This window comes from Paenibacillus sp. CB74, from assembly GCF_055687625.1.
In genome coordinates, this window is the sequence record NZ_CM146009.1 from 2,214,749 (window position 1) to 2,232,834 (window position 18,086).

The window sequence follows — 18,086 nt, forward strand, 5'->3', positions numbered from 1 at the left end:
ATACTAACCTTGTATGGAGATGAATAACATGAACCACCAAACGTTGCTTACAAACTATCTGTCCAATCTGCAAGTTGAATTATTCATGGTCAACTATAATCGTTGCGACATCGATTGGAGAGATCTGGATTATACACCCGATTACAGCAAGTTTTATTTCATATGTGAAGGTGAAGGCTGGCTCAAGATTGGGAACGAAGAGTTTTACCCTACGCCTAATCAGCTTATTTTAATGCCGGAAGGAATCAAACAATCCTACTCTGCCATTAATGACCGTCCTTTTCTCAAATATTGGTGTCACTTTAGTGCAAAGGTTGGAGGAATCAATTTGTTCCAAATTCTGAAATTTCCGAATAGCTGCACGTTGGATCAACCTGAGTTGATTCAGGGGATTTTCAGCAGTATCCTTGCATATGCAAAATCCGACTCAGTCTATGCCCATATGATGGCCAAGAGCAAACTGACCGAGTTACTGTCCCACTATATAATGAATCTCGATCTGGATCAGATCTCTTTTATTAACGTACCGGTTATGGAGAAGCTATCCACCATTCTGGCTTACATTGATTCCAACATTGAAGAGAATATTTCAGTTCAGGATCTGGCCCAGATTGCCTACATGCATCCGAATTATTTCATTCGATTCTTCAAGCAGCAGATTGGCCTTCCTCCGATCCTCTACATTACTGGCAAAAAAATCGATAAAGCCAAGGAATTACTGACCTGCACCCCGAACACAATCACCGCCATCGCAGAGCATCTCGGTTTCAGTGATTTGTACTATTTCTCCAGACAATTCAAAAAGCATACAGGGCTCACACCTACGGAGTACCGTAGACAAACAACAGTACTGACTACGAAACAGGGTTTATGAACAAGCGCAATTAAGAGAGAGTTCCCTCATTCGGAACTCCCTCCCACAGACTTGTTTCTGTTCAACAACTCTTGCTGGATTACTTTTTTGAGTTCTCTCAAATAAGCGTAACCATATTTTTGATCCGGCTCAAGATATGCCCCTTCCGCCCATTCATTCCAGGCGTTAACAAAGAGATATTCACTATTGTACACTGTCCTCGCTCTCTCCATCTGCCTCGCCAGATATATCCCAAACTTCTCTGGGGTTGACCCTAGCGTACTCTGGCCGTCAACGCCTCTTCGCGGTGTATTATCCCAATTGACAAAAGCACCTGGATAGATCATTTCTCCGTTACGATGAGGTGTTCGTTCCAGAATGGAGGACCATACTTTGTCGTAATTCACAGCAATATGCTGCCGACCCTCAATGTTCATTTCGATCCAGATTCCATTCATATGTCCATGTGCAAACGTGTAATGTGGTTCAAATTCCATACTTGCATCAAAGATCTGATGAATAAATGTAGGGAACCCGCCAATGGTCTGCACAAAATGGATCCCTTTCAGGCCATGCTCCAGAGCCAATTCACGCCAAAACTGTATCATTTCCTCACATCGAGGAATGCTTGCTGGCCGATAGATCAGAAATAGCGGTTTATCTTCGACTCGAATATATCGTTTATCCTTAAATACCTCTACCAGATAATTAAAATGCTCTTCCCAATCATCTTGATCCCCATAATTCTGGGCCATGAGAATGTCCGATTCCTGGCCATCCCATTTTCTCGTCCATGTTTCATTGGCCCAAGACAAACAAAATGGAAAATCAGGCTCTCCACTGCTCAGTATTTCATTCACCGGTTTTTCCAGCAATCGTTTGCCTTTGAACCAGTAATGATAATAACAAAATCCATAAATGCCATGCTGGTTGGCTGTTTCTGCTTGCCACTTTCGCACATCCGGATCGGAAAGATCATAATATTTCCCCTGAAATGGCTGGTTCGGCTGATGATGACCCGAATATAGGGGAGTGGCTTTTTTTACATTGGTCCATTCAGTAAAACCTTCCCCCCACCAACGGTCATTCTCCTCAATCCGGTGAAACTGGGGTAGATGCAGAGCAATTACCTTCAATCAGAACGCCTCCAATGGAGCAACATGATACAGCATATACCCGAGATTCTTGATGGTTATATAAAAATGATATCCAATAGTCGCAGTGTTTTTTGCAGATGGGATTGATTGTATTTCATGTATGCCAGAGCATGGCTAGCGGCCAGTCTTCTTGCATCAATATTCTGCCAGTAATATTCAAACTTCTGAATGAGTTCTTCACCGGAAGTGTATTGCTGAAAGATACCAAGGTCTACCATGTTACTCTGATTCAGCGATGGCCCTATGAGCTGAAACGTCCCGCATGTGGCAATTTCCATCAAATGTTTGATTGATTCTCCACTATGAATGATCAGTTTGCTTCCGTTATACAACATCTGACGAGCTTCATGTCTTTGAACGGGATAGAAATCCCCAAGCGGAGTCCACCCCTTCCCGTCCACCCGAACGTTTTTGTTATCCAGAAGACCCGATTTGGCAAAAGTTGTGATGATGCCATCCGGTTCTGCATCCCCGATGATATAAACATCCGATTCATACTCCGGGGGAACAGCTTGCGGACAGAAAATATGGGGATCAGGGGGCATTAATAGTTCATTAAGAGCAGAGCCTGCCAGATGCAACGGGTCGCTTATTGACCATGAATGCTGCACAAACACGTGATCAAACCATGGCAATATGGCTTCGCTCTGACTTCCATTTTGATTCGGGGACAACCAAATTGCTTTTTTGGCGGTTGATTCTTTTAAAGCTGTGATATTCTCATTCGGCAATTGTTCATCACTTCCAACAATCAGAATCAGGTCAACCTCCATAGCAGACAGACTGGCTGAAACGGATTCTATATATTTAATCTCATTTACATGCCTCACGAGATGTTTAAGGCTATGTTCAATCAGTACACAATGTGATGACATTTCCCGGTCATTACACGGTGTAATCAGAAGCACATTTAACTCCTTATAGATCACTTTGGACTTTACTCGATTAGTTGCATGTTCCTCCTGCATCATTTTCAACCATTGTTGCTTGAGATCCAACTGCTGTACTGCCATATGTTTGCGCATGGATTTGAGTTTTCTGTTCAGTACTGCATGCATCTGTCTCAGAAATAACTGGTTTGCATCGTGAACTGAACGATTCTTCTTTATAGACTTAACCTGCATTTTGGACTTCTTTCGGATAGCAAACCCTCCCGTTCCGTACGAAAACATTCTCTGGCTACAATATGCACGAAATAGTGGCATGGTTTCTTCTATTAATGGCTTCACTGGCTCATCATGTAAAACGGGCTTTATCTCGTACATATAATGTGTAGTCACCCGGGTCGGTTCAAATCTTGTCCTCATAGAATATAAGAATACTATATAGGAGATGATCTCATTGCCAACATTTGATAGTATCCTTGTCACCGGTAATCAGACCATTAATCAGGATCTGCAAGTCAATGGTAATGAAACCATTGGCGTTGATCTACAGGTCAATGGTAGCCAGACCGTAGCAGGCAGCCTCCAAATCAATGCCAGCTCCTCTATCGTTAATAATCTGGGTGTAGGCGGTGTTATTGAAGCTGGAGACAGCGTCAAGGCTACTACACAATTAATGGCACTTAATCAACCAGTGCTTCCAGTAGCTCTGCCGATTGTACAGCAGCTCAGGTACTACAATCCTGGTGTGGCAGGTCAACCCGGTCTAGTCTTAACGGGGACCGCTGGCAATCAATATATTCTGTTCGTTGATGAGAGTAGTGGAACGCCCAATCTTGCCATTCAACCTTTATAAGGTGATCCATCCACAGGTAATGTCAGCAAAAGAAGCGATGTCCATGTATTCTCCGGACGTCGCTTCTTTTGCTTTCGTTACTGATGAAACCTATTTATAACTTCATCCATTGATCAACCTTTGATTAATACAGACAAGGCACTCTTGCTTTCCAGCTGAAACTTCATCAATGTATCGTCACGCAGCTTGACCTGTACGTTACCCGTCCCATCTCCATCATTGAAGAGGACTAGTGCGACGGAACCGTCTACATTTTTGAAAGCCACGGAACAGATCGCATGATCACTGGACGTTGATTCAATGCGAACAGCCTTTGGACGAATCAAGGCACTAAAGTGTGCCAGGGCATAATAATCGAGTGTATACGTAAGCTCCTTCGTCTGCTGATTCACTTGCACGATCCCACGGCACGTACTGCGGCCAAAACCAGGAACCGTAGGCCCATTGTTCTCGTCCAGAGCCATATTCCAAAGTACCAACGACTTGCTGTAATTGCGCAGAATCTGAATCCCCGTTCTCATCACATTCGAGAAGGCTTGTTCAAATGGCGGGATCCACTCCCCTCCTGAGCCTTCGGTGAAGTGCACTTCTTTGCCAGCAAAGGCTTCGTATACCTTCGTTTGAGCTGATGCATCGCCACCGTACCAGTGCCAGGCTACGCCGTCCACTGCCTCTCCCACTTGTTCCAGCACAGTAAGTGGATAGTCCGGTTGATCCCAGTTGTGATCGTAACAGAGAATTTTGGTTTGAATATCGTTACGAACAAAGGCTGGTTTGAGATGGTTTTTGATAAAATCCGCTTGCGCTTCGGCTTGCATCAACATACCGGGATAATGCCCTGGTTCATAAAGCGCCTCATTCTGTGGTGTGATGGCATGGATCGGTAATCCATGCTCTCTATACCCTTGAATGTATTTCACGAAATATTCGGCATAAACAGGATACCATTCCGTATTCAATTGTCCGGTAATCATCGATCCGCTCGTTTTCATCCAGCCGGGAGCACTCCATGGTGAAGCAAACAGTTTCAGTTCAGGATTCAATGCTAACGCCTTTTGCGTTAACGGAATAACGTCCTCTTCATCATGCATAATACTGAACCGGGTTAATTCTGGATCTGTCTGCTGTTCTGGCATATCGTTATAACTGTATACCGTTCTCGCATAGTCCGAAGCGCCCATCGGATTACGTATGACCGAGAGCCCAATACCTTTCTCAGGATGGAACAGCCGGGTCATAACCTCTTCCCGCTGCTCCTCACTCAAGATCTGGTTGATCAAATAGGCAGATGAATCCGTAAAAGAAGCACCAAATCCGTCCATCTCCTGATACGTTAGCTGATCATTCAGATGGATGGTGGTTGTCTCCAGTTCAGGGGCAAGAGGTTGCCATTGATCCGAGGACACGGATACAAATAATTCATCTTCTCCTGTGGATTTGTACATTTTGAATGTAGTCATAAGATTCTCCTTCATATTTCATATTTCATTTTTCTATTATTGAATACCTAGTTTCTCTTTGTTCAATTTCATCTTTTCACTTCGTACCTTCACAATCTCTTCCCAGCGGTTTTCACCCAAAAATGACTTGTAAGCAGCCAATGCATTGTCATACGACGCATCATCCTTGGACCGCACCATGCTCACCAGTGTCGTATTCCATTTCGTATTGATTGCTGACAACGCACGAGCTTCAGGAGTACTTTGGTCCGGACTAATGTTTTCCAGAATAAAGTGTGGTTTCAGCTTGCCTTTGCCCCACTCCTGCATCTGTTTAATCGCTTCCGGAAAAGCATCTGCACTGAGTGCTTTGTGACGATCATGGCCGAAGAACATAAACTCACCCATCCGATAATCCTTTTTGAATTGATCTGCGTTATTCAGTTGCATGTCTTTCACTGCTGGCAGTAATTCGACACTACCGTCGGCTTTGGTTTGGAAGGTCTCCCCTTCGATCCCGTAATTCATAAGTGTCTGTCCTTCTTCACTGAGTAAATATGTGAAAATTTGAATCGCCTTGGCCGGATCTTTACAATCCTTGGAGATGTAATTGATCATCCATCCGGTTATCCCGGATTGATTCAATGTCGGGGCATTGCCTTTGGTGCTCTGCGGACCATCAATTGCAATATATTCTTTGCCCGGGTTGGCACTCATGTATATTTGCAGGTTTCCTCCTTGTTGAGGTGTACCGTCAAGCAGCATGGTCGCGTATTTACCAGACTTTACTTTTTCCTCAAAAGCCGTTCCATCATCAGCAAAACTGTCATCACTGATATTGCCATCTCTGTACACGGTGTTCAATGTCTTCAACCACGTGAGGTAATCTTCATCCAGATTACGATCGTAGAATTCTCCCGATTCGGTCTCCAGCGGGACGCCGATGAAATCTTGCAATGTATCCCCGAGTGAACCTGTTCCTTCACCAATGGAGTTGAATCCAAACGGAATCAGCGCAGGAAACTCCTGCTTAATTCGTTTCATCACACTCTGGAATTCCTCTGGCGTTCCAATGACCGGACTACCCAAAGCTTCGTACACATCCTTACGAATGATAAATGCCGTTTTGGCAGGAATGTTACCGCTATCATAATCCTCCTGTGTATTGGAATAGTTCGGATAACCATAGGTTTTGCCATCCGCCAATTGGAACCAGTTCAATGTATCGGCAGCCGCAACTTTATTAAAATAAGGATCATATTTCTCCGCCAGATCGTTCAGCGGCATAGCCCAGGTAGCGGCTTTTTGTACCACTGGAGAATTGGAGTCAAATACCGTTAGCAGGTCAGGCATATCTCCGCCGGCGAAAAAGGTATTTAACTTGGTATCATCACCCGTGATGAATTTAATATTGATGTTCAGATCCTCTTTAATTTTCTTCGTGACAATGTCCTTGCCAAAATCGGTGTTCCACCAGTCCGCATTGACGTACCACGTCAGGTCTGTAGCTTCTTCCTTTTTATCCAACTGCCAAGCCGGCTTTTCCGGGTCAACCGTGTACCGATCTTCAATGGATACCCAATTCCCTTCACTGGAGCCCCCAGATCCACCGCTACAACCCGTTATCATAATCACTGCTGCAAGTAATGTCGCGAACAATGTAATCCCTTTTTTTCCTGATGCCTTGTTCAACTTCAACATGTTTTTGTTCCTCCTCATATTGGGGTATTTGTTTCTTCTATTCCTTGACCGCACCGAGCATCATTCCCGAGATAAAGTATCTCTGAACGATGGGATAGATCAGTACGATCGGGAGTGTTGTAATGACAATCGTGGCCAACTGCACGCCTTTGGTCGTTGTTTCGATCACAGCCGAACCCCCAACATTTTGCATGGATTGGGTCTGGGACTGAACGATAATCTCATACAGCATCATCTGAAGTGGATACAGTGACTGATCGGTAATGTATAACTTGGTTGTCATGAAGTCGTTCCATTGCCCCACCCCATTAAATAGCGCAATTGTAGCCATGGCAGGCATGGAGAGTGGAATGAATATTTTCAAAAAAATATGCCAATCCCCTGCGCCGTCAATCTTAGCCGACTCCTCCAGAGAATCCGGGACATTTCGGAAGAAATTCATCAGAATCACGACATCATAGAAACTGAATAACGCCGGAATAATGTATACCCAGAAGCTGTTTAACAATCCAAGGGTTTTGATTAATAGGTATGTCGGGATCATGCCGCCCGAGAAGAACATTGTAATGACACCCATGGCAACATATAATTTACGGCCTCTTATGTACTTTTTGCTCAGACCGTAACCAACCATGGCACAGAAGAACACATGTGTAACAACACCTATCGTTGTTTTGGACACCGATATGAAGAAAGCCTGCCATATGCCCTGATCGTTGAATACTGCTCTGTAATTCTCTAGCGAGAATTCCGGTGACCAGAAGATGAATCCACCTTCCGCCAACGCTTTGCCTGAGCTAAAGGAAGAGATAATGACATTCCAGAGCGGAACCAAAATAACGATCGTACAGATGATTAACAAAATCATATTTAAGGTATCAAAGATCCGACTATCGAGATCTTCTTTTGCCACCTTTCCATTCACGCGGGATGCCTCCTTCTACAACACAGATTGATTATCATTTAATTTGCTGGTAATTTTGTTCGCCGTGACGAGCAGAATGACAGATATGATTGAGACACCCAAGCCAACGGCCGTGGCATATGAAAAGTCACCCTGAGACATCCCCATACGATACACGTATGAATTGATGACTTCCGCTTTATCGCGGTTTTGGGAGTTCATGAGAACCAGAGTCTGATCCAGATTCGACCCTAATAAACCGCTTACAGTTAGAATCAGATTGAGGCTGATAATGGAGCGCATATTAGGTAATGTGATATTCCATATCTGTCTGATACGGCTTGCACCATCGATTTTGGCAGCTTCATAATACGTAGGGTCTATCTTCGCCATAATCGCCAGATACAGAATCGTTCCCCAGCCTGCCTCTTTCCAAATATCCGATAAGGTAGCAATCCACCAATACTTGCCTGCATCCAGCAAAATGTTCTGCGGTTGCGATATCACTCCAAGACTAAGCAACAACTGGTTAAATAAGCCCGTTGTTGAAAACCAGGTGATCAGCATTCCCCCGAGTACGATCCAGGACAAAAAGTGGGGTAAATATGAAACCGTTTGCACAAACTTTTTGAAGCGTCCGCTGTTTAACTCATAGATCATGATCGCAAGAATAATCGGAATGACAAAGCCGATCCCCAGTTTCAAAAAGCTGATCCCCAGTGTATTCACAACTGCATCCCAGAAATATTTGTCAGACAAAATGATTCTGAAGTTATCCAGTCCTACCCATGGAGCCGTAGCAAGCGTATCAATGACCGTGTAATTTTTGAAGGCAATCGTCAATCCGTAGATCGGGATATAACAGAAAATAATCATAAATATAATGCCAGGGATAATCATGGATTGAATCTCCCATTGTCTTCGATAATCCACTATGAATTCTTTGATCCGTTGCCCGATGGGCTTCTTTCCGTTAGGACCGATCGTTTGTTTACCGGTTGAAGTTTCTACGGCTAATTTATCCACGTTTTTGTTCTCCCCTCCGCCTTACGTTTATTATAAAAACGTTTTTATTTTTCGCCATAAAAACCCCCTTTGTTTGTATTTATGTAAAAAAAGACCGGAGAAGCAGCTGAGTCAACTTATGTACGATAGTCTTTCCGGTCGATCTTCACATGACTTGAACCTCTAACCACCAGTTCACCCGCCAATTTTTGCGCTGCCCCTTGTTCTTTCTCCTTGATCATGCCTACCAGTTGATTGATGGCCAGGATACCCTGTCTTGCAATCTGATTTCTTACCGTTGTGAGCGGTGGAGAAAAATACTGTGCGATATCAATATCATCGAAACCTACGACACTAACATCCTGAGGCACTTCAAAGCCCTCGGACTTCAACGCATGCATACAGCCAATTGCACTCAAGTCATTCCCTGCAAGAAATGCATCCGGCCGCTTGCCGGGATGCAAATGAAGAAAAGATTTTATAGCACTATATGTGCTATCCTCTTCAAAATACCCCTGTATAATGTAATCTTCATCGATTGGAAGCTGGTATTCATGCAGAGCAGCCAGATAGCCATCTCTACGTTGCACACTATCGAACATCGTGTCCACACCGGAAATATACGCAATTTTCTTGTGCCCCAGCCCAATCAAATACTTGGTTGCTTCGTAAGCTGCCACATACGAGTCAAAAATGACACTTCCCATCGTATCGCTCTGATAGACCCGATCCAGAAAAACAGCCTTGATCTTGTCTTTCTCCATGGCGATAATATCTTGCTCATCGATCCGAAGCTCTTCGTATATAATGACACCATCCACCCGCCGACCCAGAATATTACTCATAATAACGTGTTTATCCTTGGTCACAAATACATTCAAACCATACCCAAGACGATCACATTCGCGAGACATCGATTCAACCAGCTTATAGAAATACGGGCCCGATACACTTGTAGTGAAAAAACCGAGCATTTTGGTTTGGCCGGACTTCAAAAGCTTGCCATTCAGGTTGGGCACATAATTCAATCGCTCTGCCACCTTGAGGACATGTGATTTCGTCTCCGGGTTTAAGACATCTACACCATTTAAAGCGTTGGAGACGGTAGATATGGATACGCCAGCTTCCCTTGCTACATCTTTAATCGTTATTTTTGCCATAATTTTTGTTCCTTTGCTATAAAAACGTTTTTATAATGTTTAAATTATCATAAAACCGTTTTCATGGCAACACTTTAATTTTCGAGCACAAAAAACGGCTCACGTATGAGCCGCCGTTCCTGAAGCTTTCGCTTTCTATTCCCCATCCTGGTTATACATGGAGTAAATCTGTTGCAGCTGCTCTTCCAGACGTTCCAAGCGCACAAAACGATCCGCTCGAATATATTCCTTCTGCTCCACAATCATGATCATTGTTGGAACGGTAAAAATAAGAAACCTGGAAGCGACTTCTTCCACTACGTTAGCATCAATGTGCCCCAAATATATGGATGGATAAGGTTCAAGCAACGCCCTGATCTTGGGAAGTAAAGCGTGACATACATTGCACTCCGGACGAGATACATACAAAAAAACGAATTCATGTTGCTGAATAGCCTCTTCAACCATTTCTATGGATGTTAATTCATGAATATCTTTCACAGAAACTCAACCCTTTCCATCATTCAATGGCTTTCTTAGTTAAAATTTTTTCTTTTCAAGTATAGCCTATGTGCGTTACAATTAAATGGAATATATCCCCATAAGAAAGAGGTTATGGTATGAAAAAATCATTCTTATTTCTGTTCACTGCCCTAGTTGTTGTTACTTCCTTCTCGGCCTATGCACCTGTGTCCAATGCCTCTGGCGATGTTGGAGTCAGCCTGTTGTCCGATCGTCAAACAGGTGTAGTGAAATAAAACTCGATAGAACTCAGCAGGTGACCTCTTCGGATAACATCCGTACTGGGTCGCCTGCTTTGATTTGTATTCTATTGATTTTGCCTCTTTTATTACATATTAATTCCAATCTCTCTTTCGAAGATAAGATTCAAATACAAAAGTTCCAAATGGCAGAAGACCGGCCACTCCACCCATCAGCCAGCGCGTAATCTTCCACTTTTTGACCACAGCCAGATGCACTAGCGCAATAAGGTACAAAGGAAACAAAATACCATGAATCATGCCCATTACGGCTACAGGGGAAGAGATATCTGCAAAATATTTCAGAGGCATAGCAATAAAAATTAATAGAAGTAATGACACACCCTCCCATATGCCCGCAATTCTGAATCGGCCTGTCACTGTTTTCATAAGGTCCATTCTCACCTTTCCCGCTAATCGTTTGTGAAATATGTAACTTGTAACATGATACGAAAACTTCACGCCACATCTCCGTACAGATATGTTGTTCTGAAGCTTATCCTCAGTATAACGTATGAGGTTAATCCGAAAATGCTTCAAATTTGAATAATTATTGAATCCACAAAACCCGATTCCCACATCAGGTTCAGGTCTTACGGATTCAAGTTGTCTCACGCTCAATCAGCTGGTATGTCAGCTTCTCGGTTTTCAGCTCTGTTTTACCCAATACAGCCCATAATTGGTGAAATGCTTGGGTGGCTTGCTCTGCGATCGGATTGTGTATGGTCGTGATTCCGAGAACACGGGAAAGCTCAATATCATCAAACCCCACAATGGCGAGTTGTTCCGGTACCTGGATATTTTGTCTCCGTGCTTCACTCAGAATGCCGATGGCTGCATAATCATTCGAACATAATACAGCTTGTGGAAGTTCTGGCCCCTCTGCCATTCTGCACATCGCTTCTTCGCCATCTGTGGAGCTGAATACAGAATATTGATACGCTTCAGACCACACAGGTAACCCTTTGCTCTTCATATAAGCTTCATAAGCTTCACGGCGGCTCTGGGTATTCAAACTTTCAGCCCTGCCAAATGCATTTGCAATTCGAGTGTATCCTCTCGAAACCAGATGCTCCAGAGCTAACGTATACCCTTCTGCCTGATCCATCGCGACAGACGGAATCTCGTCATTCCCCATTCGCTGCCAGGAGACAATGGGACCATACTCACAATATGCTCTCAACTTGCGAGGGTCATTGACACAAGCGATAATCACCAGCCCATCGACTCGTTTACTGCGCAGATCTTCGAACGCTTGCAATTCAATCTCCGGATCTCCACGGGATGTATAGATAATTGTCTGAAATCCAAAATCCATAGCTGTATCAATGAATTGATTCATGAATGTAAGAATGATTTCTCCTGTGGTAGAGGTCACAATTCCAATCTGCTTCGTTTGCCCTGTTGATAACGATATCGCATTTCGGTTGGGAATATAATTCAACTGTTTCATAATATCCGTGATGATCTGCCTTGCTTCATCACTAACATGCGGAGAATGATTAATCACGCGTGACACTGTCGCTTTTGAGTAACCGGACCGCTTCATAATTTCATCAAACTTGGACATCGGAGACTCCTTTCTTGCTAACGAACGATATAAGTTCAACCAAGATTATTTAGAATAATAGTATGCCTCAGATTAGGATCAAAAGTAAAACTTGACGTGTAACCCGTTACAACGTTTAAGCTTTTTTATGTCATACATGGATCACCTTAAAGTGCGTGTTGAAAAAGATCAGTTTTCAGTACCGAGAAGATGGGATGAAGATAGAAATGGAGTAGCAGAGCGTAGGGAAAACTACGTGAGCAACGGACATTTCGGCTGAATTCCATATTCGATGCTGATGATGCCGTTAGGCATCTTTTGTAATCAAAAGCGGGCTTTTTGAACAACCTCTTAAATAAAATTTGATGAATGGAGCGATACAGATGAGCAACTCTCAAAATCAAACTTATCAATTCCCGGAAAATTTCCTGTGGGGTGGCGCAATTGCAGCCAATCAGGCTGAAGGTGCATACAATCAAGGTGGCAAAGGATTATCTACTCAGGATGTAGCTCCCAAAGGCATCATGGGCCCGATCACGGAAGAACCAACCGAAGATAACATGAAACTGATCGGTATCGATCTGTATCATCGTTACAAGGAAGATGTAAAACTGTTTGCAGAGATGGGCTTCAAAGTATTCCGTACTTCCATCGCCTGGTCCCGGATTTTCCCAAAAGGGGACGAGCTGGAACCGAATGAAGAAGGTCTGCAGTTCTACGACGATCTATTTGACGAGTGTCACAAATACGGGATCGAACCACTCGTAACGTTATCCCACTATGAGACACCTCTTCACTTGTCTAAAGAATACGACGGCTGGGTTAACCGGAAAATGGTTGGATTCTACGAGCGTTATGCAACCACTGTCTTCAACCGTTACAAAAACAAAGTAAAATACTGGCTTACCTTTAACGAAATCAATTCGATTCTGGAAGCTCCCTTCATGAGTGGAGGCATCTACACGCCAAAGCAGAAGCTCAGCAAGCAAGATCTGTATCAGGCAATCCATCATGAATTTGTAGCGAGTGCTTCTGCTGTGAAACTCTGTCATGAGATTATTCCTACGGCACAGATTGGTTGTATGATGCTCAGTATGCCTACCTACCCGCTGACACCGAACCCAGACGATATGATTAAAGTCATGGAATTCGAACACAGCAACTATTTCTTCGGTGATGTGCATGTAAGAGGCCGCTACCCTGGTTATATGAAACGTTACTTCCGGGAGAATGGAATCGAGATTCATATGGAACCTGGCGACGAGGAAATGTTGCTTCATACGGTAGACTTTATCTCTTTCAGTTATTACATGAGTATCTGTCAGACGGCAGACCCGGAGAAACAAATCGCAGGTGAAGGTAACCTGCTTGGCGGCGTACCTAACCCTTATCTACCAGCAAGTGAATGGGGATGGCAGATTGACCCGCAAGGTTTACGTTATGTGCTTAACATGTTCTATGACCGTTATCAGAAACCACTGTTTATTGTAGAGAATGGTCTTGGCGCTGTCGATGAGTTAATCACGGGTGCTGACGGTGAGAAAACAGTCGAAGATGATTACCGAATCCAGTATCTGAATGATCATCTGGTTCAGGTTGGCGAAGCCATTGAAGATGGCGTTGAAATTATGGGTTATACATCATGGGGTTGCATTGATGTGGTCAGTGCGTCTTCTGCTCAGTTGAAAAAACGTTATGGCTACATCTACGTTGATCGTCATGACGATGGTTCAGGAACACTCGAACGTTACCGTAAAAAATCCTTCCATTGGTACAAAGAAGTAATCAGCAGTAACGGGAAAAGTTTGCAGCGATAAAGTTTCTCAAGCAAATGTTTTAGCAAATGTAACAGATATATCCGTCTATCCCCCAACAAATTACGTGAAAAAGTGTCGGTTATACGATACCTTGGCATGTTTACTGTCTGGGGGGTGCTATTATAAATGCCCGATGTTAAACGATAAACATCGGGCATTCTCATTAGCTGTTATCCTATTCTTTACTATATATGTTCTTCACTACATCCTGCTGTACTTTGTTTTGTCTTCTTCGGTTATCTCGCGAATGACCCTGCAAGGGTTGCCCGCTGCAATCACCCCAGACGGTATACTCTTGGTCACTACGCTCCCTGCTCCAATGATCGTATTGTCTCCGATGGTAACTCCGGCAAGAACGGTCACACCGCCACCGATCCACACATTATTCCCTACCGTGATGGGTCCAACAATCTCCAGACCTTCATTGCGCTGCTCTACATCAAAAGGGTGGCCAGCAGTATAAAAACCACAATTTGGAGCAATAAAAACGTTATCTCCAAAACTGATTTTGCCTCCATCCAACATGACAATATTATGATTGCTATAGAAGTTCTCACCAATTTCAATATTATAACCATAATCACATACAAAGGGCTGTTCAATCAGGAAACGATCAGTCGTTTTCCCGAGCAGTTTCTTAATTAACGCTTCTCGTTCATGGATCTTGCCTGGATGGAGCTGGTTATAATCGTAACAAAGTCCTTTGGCATACAAACGCTCTTCAATCAACTCTTTATCATAATTGGCATTATATAAGAGCCCTAATTGAGATTTTTCTTTTTCAGTCATCATATCCTGGCACTTCCCACCTTCTATCTATACATTTGTTAAAGCTCTATCTCTCTAATGATTCTGGTCTGGATTGCCGCCCACGATCATATTATCCGGAACATCCTTCGTAACCACAGCGCCTGAAGCAATAACAACGTTATCCCCTATGCTAACACCCGGATTTATGACGGCTCTTCCCCCTATCCAGACATTATTCCCTATCGTGACTGGCTTGCCATACTCTGCTCCCGTATTGCGTTCATGCGGATGGAGTGGATGAGTAGCTGTATAGATATGTACATCTGGCCCCATTAAACAATAGTCTCCAATACGAACTTCACACACATCTAATATCGTACAATTAAAGTTGGCATAAAAATGATTGCCCACATGAATGTTATATCCATAATCCACATGAATATTAGGTTCCATACCCAGATGTTCACCTGTAGATCCAAACAGTTCCTTCAGTAACTTGGTTCTAAGCTCTCCGTCCGTTTCTGTCGTTTGATTGAATGTGCGCGTCATTCTGCGTGCATATTCTCGATCCTTAGACAATTCGAGATCAGAAGCCATGTACAGCTCGCCATCCAGCATTTTTTGTTTTTCCGTCTTTGTGGTCATGATCACTGCTCCCTTGGTACACATCATATAATTCAACATTAGATAATACTTTTTAAAACTATTTTAATTATATAGATTACGATGAATAAAACAAGTCTTGCTTGATATAAAACAGTATATTCTACTCACGCACAATCTCGTAAGGTAGCCAAAAACCTCTACACCCCATTGACTAGGGGATTGCAGAGGTTCAAATTTTTTGTCTAAGTTCTTTATTTTATGCAACCGCCTGAATGGTTTTTTCCTTCACGCTAATGGCGTAGATGGCAGACACCAAACCAAGCAAAATGAGTACAGAGCCGACCCATCCGGTGTGCAGAATCGATGAATGATCGATCACCATGCCACCGATATAGGTACCGAGTGCGATACCAGCATGTGCTATACCGGAATTGGTGCTGATTAGTGTTTCAGCTGTTTCCGGCGACGTTTTGATAATCAGACTATTCTGTACAGGTGTAACCGTCCAGCTCAGTGCACTCCAGATGCTTAACAATATCAAGAAGGCAATCAAAGGCAATTGAACACTAAACGGGATGATAGCCATACTCACGATAAAGGGAATTAGAACAATGACAATCGCTTTAGCAGGATGCAGACGATCCGATAACATGCCCCCAATGCCTCCACCTGCAACAGCAGCGATCCCAAACATCATATAGATAAAGGTAACCATCGTTGCGCTGGCACCCAGGGTTTCTTGCAGAAATGGTGTGAAATACGCATATAAAGTCAAATGACCCGCAAGTACAAGCAAAGTCGTCGCATGGATTGCCAACATTTTCGGATTCCACAGCGCTGTAAGCTGTTTCTTCAGGGATACAGCAGGAATCGGCTGCACTCGATCCATCGCAATCCAGATAGCTACCATAACCACTGCGGTCAGTATGGCAATCAACATAAACACTTCACGCCAGCCAGCCAAGTTCCCTACAAAAATACCGAGTGGTACACCAAGGATAAGTGAGGCACTGCCTCCCATGGTAATGGTCCCCACCGCGCGTCCTTTATACTGTGGTTCCACAATGCGCGCTGCAAGCGTCAGGGAGAGCACAAAAATAAGTGAACCCGTCGCGGCTCCGAGAGCTCTACCCGCCATCAGCATGTAGAAGCTGGTGCTGAACGCAGAGATGAGATTACTGATCAGAAATACAAATAGCGTACACATATATACCTTTTTACGCTCGAATCTAGCCGTCATATTTAATAAAATCGGCGCAGATAACGCATAGACAAGTGAGAAAATAGAAATTAAATATCCGGCCTTAGCCAGGGATAGATGAAGATCCGTAGCAATCAGGTCCAGAATGCCGCCCAAGATCAATTCAACGGTTCCGACCACAAATGCTGCGATAGCAAGCACATATACTTTCTTATTCATGTTGAATCCTCCTCAAAAGTTACAACTACGATAGTAACTCATAGGAATGAAAGTTTCAATAGTTATTTTCATTGTTTTTTCAAATAAAGTTATAACAAAAAAAACTATTCTCTTGGAGAATAGTTTAATAGATCAACCTGGTGAGCAATCGCTCGATTTCAGCATCCTGCAACAGTTGGTCACCATATTTTTTTGTAATTTGAGTAAGGGCAACATCATGGTAGAAATAATCAGTCATAGCTTTAACAATCGGTTTGGACATCGTCTTGATGGCTCGCCATGAATCGTGTTCCACACCGGCAAACAACAGATAAGCATGATCCACAATGAGCAGTTGGGATGGCTCCGGCGCGTCAAGTAATGGAATCAACGAGTATTTACGCGTTAAGGAGGTCTCCATTCCCCCTACGGCTAACACTTCAACGTACACTCCCTGCTTTTCCTTCTGCTCCAGCAGTTCACGATATTTTTCCATTCGCTCATTCCATGCCAGGAAAAGAATTGATGATTCCGCTTCTTCGATAAGTTGTTCAATGTTTGATCCAATGGATGATTCATCTTTTAACGTCCAGATATGTTCATCCGTGAATGTACGTTTGATTTTGTAACTCTTCAGTTCCTCGATATCTTTATCAAAATCTGCCTTGATCTTATGAATAACGGACTGAATATCCACGGCCATATATAATTTTTTCTTTCCATCCATCGTGGTCAGCACCGTTCCCTTGTCGATCAATCGATTAAGCACTTCATATATTTTGGCTTTGGGAACGTTCGAGTAATTAACAATGGATGTGGCATCAAGCGGTTCATCTTGTGCAAATATAGCCTCGTATACCTGGCTCTCATATTGTGTAAAACCGAATTTCTGCAACATATTTGGATCGGCGCATCCCTTCTTATTATGTCTGGTCTATCTAGTTTAGACGGCTATACTTCCCATGTCCAGTATGTCCCACCTAACGTGGGATTGTTTGAATCAAAATTAAATTAAGCGATGTCCCCAAAATAAAATCACTTTCCAGTGGTTATATTAAGAATCGGATACCCATTTTGCTTGTGGAAGGAGCTGTAATTTTTAATGGAAAGCACGCAAGATTTTGTGAAGAAAGTTAATGAAAATGCCGAAAAAGCGCGTCACAATAAAAACAATGGCAAGGGAACACCTGGAGACAAGTTGCCATCGAAACAGCATTCTACGAATAAGTAGAGTCTATTTATTGAACAGCATGACTTCTGTCTAGC

At 43.3% G+C, this 18,086-nt stretch carries 18 protein-coding genes and 1 pseudogene; 5 read left to right on the forward strand and 14 right to left on the reverse strand.

Features of this window, described 5'->3' with window-relative positions; genetic code table 11:
* Positions 1-28: 28 nt before the first annotated feature.
* A complete protein-coding gene (locus ACX9NY_RS09840) occupies positions 29-874 on the forward strand; it encodes an AraC family transcriptional regulator (RefSeq protein ID WP_339302608.1) in 846 nt (281 codons plus the stop codon).
* Between the two features lie 26 nt (positions 875-900).
* On the opposite strand, the gene ACX9NY_RS09845 is transcribed toward ACX9NY_RS09840, so the two are convergent.
* Positions 901-1,989 carry a glycosyltransferase WbsX family protein gene (locus tag ACX9NY_RS09845; RefSeq protein ID WP_472478398.1) on the reverse strand — a complete coding sequence of 363 codons (1,089 nt, stop codon included), beginning with the start codon at positions 1,987-1,989 and terminating at the stop codon, positions 901-903.
* Between the two features lie 56 nt (positions 1,990-2,045).
* A complete protein-coding gene (locus ACX9NY_RS09850) occupies positions 2,046-3,035 on the reverse strand; it encodes a CgeB family protein (RefSeq protein ID WP_472478400.1) in 990 nt (329 codons plus the stop codon).
* A 307-nt stretch (positions 3,036-3,342) separates the two neighbouring features.
* On the opposite strand from ACX9NY_RS09850, the gene ACX9NY_RS09855 reads away from it, so the two are divergent.
* Positions 3,343-3,750 carry a hypothetical protein gene (locus ACX9NY_RS09855; protein WP_244660886.1) on the forward strand — a complete coding sequence of 136 codons (408 nt, stop codon included), beginning with the start codon at positions 3,343-3,345 and terminating at the stop codon, positions 3,748-3,750.
* Positions 3,751-3,863: 113 nt separating this feature from the next.
* Here the strand turns inward: ACX9NY_RS09855 and ACX9NY_RS09860 are convergent, their stop codons facing one another.
* The 6 genes from ACX9NY_RS09860 to ACX9NY_RS09885 all read right to left on the reverse strand — a co-directional run bounded on the left by ACX9NY_RS09860 (position 3,864) and on the right by ACX9NY_RS09885 (position 10,439).
* Positions 3,864-5,210, reverse strand: a complete 1,347-nt coding sequence (locus ACX9NY_RS09860; RefSeq protein WP_472478402.1) for a glycoside hydrolase family 30 protein — start codon at positions 5,208-5,210, stop codon at positions 3,864-3,866.
* Between the two features lie 36 nt (positions 5,211-5,246).
* Positions 5,247-6,890, reverse strand: coding sequence for a type 2 periplasmic-binding domain-containing protein (locus ACX9NY_RS09865; protein ID WP_472478404.1), 1,644 nt, complete (start codon positions 6,888-6,890; stop codon positions 5,247-5,249).
* A gap of 37 nt (positions 6,891-6,927) precedes the next feature.
* Positions 6,928-7,815, reverse strand: coding sequence for a carbohydrate ABC transporter permease (locus ACX9NY_RS09870; protein ID WP_472478406.1), 888 nt, complete (start codon positions 7,813-7,815; stop codon positions 6,928-6,930).
* 15 nt (positions 7,816-7,830) lie between these two features.
* A complete protein-coding gene (locus ACX9NY_RS09875) occupies positions 7,831-8,820 on the reverse strand; it encodes an ABC transporter permease (protein WP_472478408.1) in 990 nt (329 codons plus the stop codon).
* Positions 8,821-8,936: 116 nt separating this feature from the next.
* Positions 8,937-9,959, reverse strand: a complete 1,023-nt coding sequence (locus tag ACX9NY_RS09880) for a LacI family DNA-binding transcriptional regulator (RefSeq protein WP_339242367.1) — start codon at positions 9,957-9,959, stop codon at positions 8,937-8,939.
* A 135-nt stretch (positions 9,960-10,094) separates the two neighbouring features.
* Positions 10,095-10,439, reverse strand: a complete 345-nt coding sequence (locus tag ACX9NY_RS09885) for a thioredoxin family protein (protein ID WP_339260935.1) — start codon at positions 10,437-10,439, stop codon at positions 10,095-10,097.
* 119 nt (positions 10,440-10,558) lie between these two features.
* On the opposite strand from ACX9NY_RS09885, the gene ACX9NY_RS09890 reads away from it, so the two are divergent.
* Positions 10,559-10,696 (forward strand): hypothetical protein, encoded by a 138-nt coding sequence (locus tag ACX9NY_RS09890; RefSeq protein ID WP_339242363.1) that lies wholly within the window; start codon positions 10,559-10,561, stop codon positions 10,694-10,696.
* A gap of 99 nt (positions 10,697-10,795) precedes the next feature.
* Here the strand turns inward: ACX9NY_RS09890 and ACX9NY_RS09895 are convergent, their stop codons facing one another.
* Together ACX9NY_RS09895 and ACX9NY_RS09900 are read right to left on the reverse strand one after the other, a co-directional pair.
* Complete coding sequence (locus tag ACX9NY_RS09895) at positions 10,796-11,089, reverse strand: DUF3817 domain-containing protein (RefSeq protein ID WP_342572909.1); 294 nt, start codon at positions 11,087-11,089, stop codon at positions 10,796-10,798.
* A gap of 211 nt (positions 11,090-11,300) precedes the next feature.
* The gene (locus tag ACX9NY_RS09900) at positions 11,301-12,269 is read right to left on the reverse strand and encodes a LacI family DNA-binding transcriptional regulator (RefSeq protein ID WP_472478411.1); all 969 of its coding nucleotides are present in this window, start codon (positions 12,267-12,269) and stop codon (positions 11,301-11,303) included.
* A gap of 362 nt (positions 12,270-12,631) precedes the next feature.
* Between ACX9NY_RS09900 and ACX9NY_RS09905 the strand changes: the two genes are divergently transcribed.
* Complete coding sequence (locus ACX9NY_RS09905) at positions 12,632-14,065, forward strand: glycoside hydrolase family 1 protein (RefSeq protein WP_472478413.1); 1,434 nt, start codon at positions 12,632-12,634, stop codon at positions 14,063-14,065.
* A gap of 201 nt (positions 14,066-14,266) precedes the next feature.
* Here ACX9NY_RS09905 and ACX9NY_RS09910 read toward each other — a convergent pair whose 3' ends face one another.
* The 4 genes and pseudogenes from ACX9NY_RS09910 to ACX9NY_RS09925 all read right to left on the reverse strand — a co-directional run bounded on the left by ACX9NY_RS09910 (position 14,267) and on the right by ACX9NY_RS09925 (position 17,718).
* Positions 14,267-14,854, reverse strand: a complete 588-nt coding sequence (locus ACX9NY_RS09910; RefSeq protein WP_339243055.1) for a sugar O-acetyltransferase — start codon at positions 14,852-14,854, stop codon at positions 14,267-14,269.
* A gap of 38 nt (positions 14,855-14,892) precedes the next feature.
* Positions 14,893-15,460 (reverse strand): annotated as a pseudogene (locus ACX9NY_RS09915) (sugar O-acetyltransferase).
* 217 nt (positions 15,461-15,677) lie between these two features.
* Entirely contained in the window at positions 15,678-16,841 is a 1,164-nt protein-coding gene (locus tag ACX9NY_RS09920; protein ID WP_472478415.1) for an MFS transporter, read from the reverse strand.
* 124 nt (positions 16,842-16,965) lie between these two features.
* The gene (locus ACX9NY_RS09925; RefSeq protein WP_339260927.1) at positions 16,966-17,718 is read right to left on the reverse strand and encodes a TrmB family transcriptional regulator; all 753 of its coding nucleotides are present in this window, start codon (positions 17,716-17,718) and stop codon (positions 16,966-16,968) included.
* A 204-nt stretch (positions 17,719-17,922) separates the two neighbouring features.
* On the opposite strand from ACX9NY_RS09925, the gene ACX9NY_RS09930 reads away from it, so the two are divergent.
* The gene (locus ACX9NY_RS09930) at positions 17,923-18,051 is read left to right on the forward strand and encodes a DUF4023 family protein (protein WP_047842809.1); all 129 of its coding nucleotides are present in this window, start codon (positions 17,923-17,925) and stop codon (positions 18,049-18,051) included.
* Positions 18,052-18,086 lie beyond the last annotated feature (35 nt).

Bases quoted from the DNA above. Each gene is read 5' to 3' on its own strand.
- ACX9NY_RS09840 (WP_339302608.1), top strand. From the start codon at position 29: ATGAACCACCAAACGTTGCTTACAAACTATCTGTCCAATCTGCAAGTT.
- ACX9NY_RS09850 (WP_472478400.1), bottom strand. From the start codon at position 3,035: ATGCGCAAACATATGGCAGTACAGCAGTTGGATCTCAAGCAACAATGG.
- ACX9NY_RS09855 (WP_244660886.1), top strand. From the start codon at position 3,343: ATGATCTCATTGCCAACATTTGATAGTATCCTTGTCACCGGTAATCAG.
- ACX9NY_RS09860 (WP_472478402.1), bottom strand. From the start codon at position 5,210: ATGACTACATTCAAAATGTACAAATCCACAGGAGAAGATGAATTATTT.
- ACX9NY_RS09865 (WP_472478404.1), bottom strand. From the start codon at position 6,890: ATGTTGAAGTTGAACAAGGCATCAGGAAAAAAAGGGATTACATTGTTC.
- ACX9NY_RS09880 (WP_339242367.1), bottom strand. From the start codon at position 9,959: ATGGCAAAAATAACGATTAAAGATGTAGCAAGGGAAGCTGGCGTATCC.
- ACX9NY_RS09890 (WP_339242363.1), top strand. From the start codon at position 10,559: ATGAAAAAATCATTCTTATTTCTGTTCACTGCCCTAGTTGTTGTTACT.
- ACX9NY_RS09895 (WP_342572909.1), bottom strand. From the start codon at position 11,089: ATGAAAACAGTGACAGGCCGATTCAGAATTGCGGGCATATGGGAGGGT.
- ACX9NY_RS09900 (WP_472478411.1), bottom strand. From the start codon at position 12,269: ATGTCCAAGTTTGATGAAATTATGAAGCGGTCCGGTTACTCAAAAGCG.
- ACX9NY_RS09905 (WP_472478413.1), top strand. From the start codon at position 12,632: ATGAGCAACTCTCAAAATCAAACTTATCAATTCCCGGAAAATTTCCTG.
- ACX9NY_RS09910 (WP_339243055.1), bottom strand. From the start codon at position 14,854: ATGACTGAAAAAGAAAAATCTCAATTAGGGCTCTTATATAATGCCAAT.
- ACX9NY_RS09920 (WP_472478415.1), bottom strand. From the start codon at position 16,841: ATGAATAAGAAAGTATATGTGCTTGCTATCGCAGCATTTGTGGTCGGA.
- ACX9NY_RS09925 (WP_339260927.1), bottom strand. From the start codon at position 17,718: ATGTTGCAGAAATTCGGTTTTACACAATATGAGAGCCAGGTATACGAG.
- ACX9NY_RS09930 (WP_047842809.1), top strand. From the start codon at position 17,923: ATGGAAAGCACGCAAGATTTTGTGAAGAAAGTTAATGAAAATGCCGAA.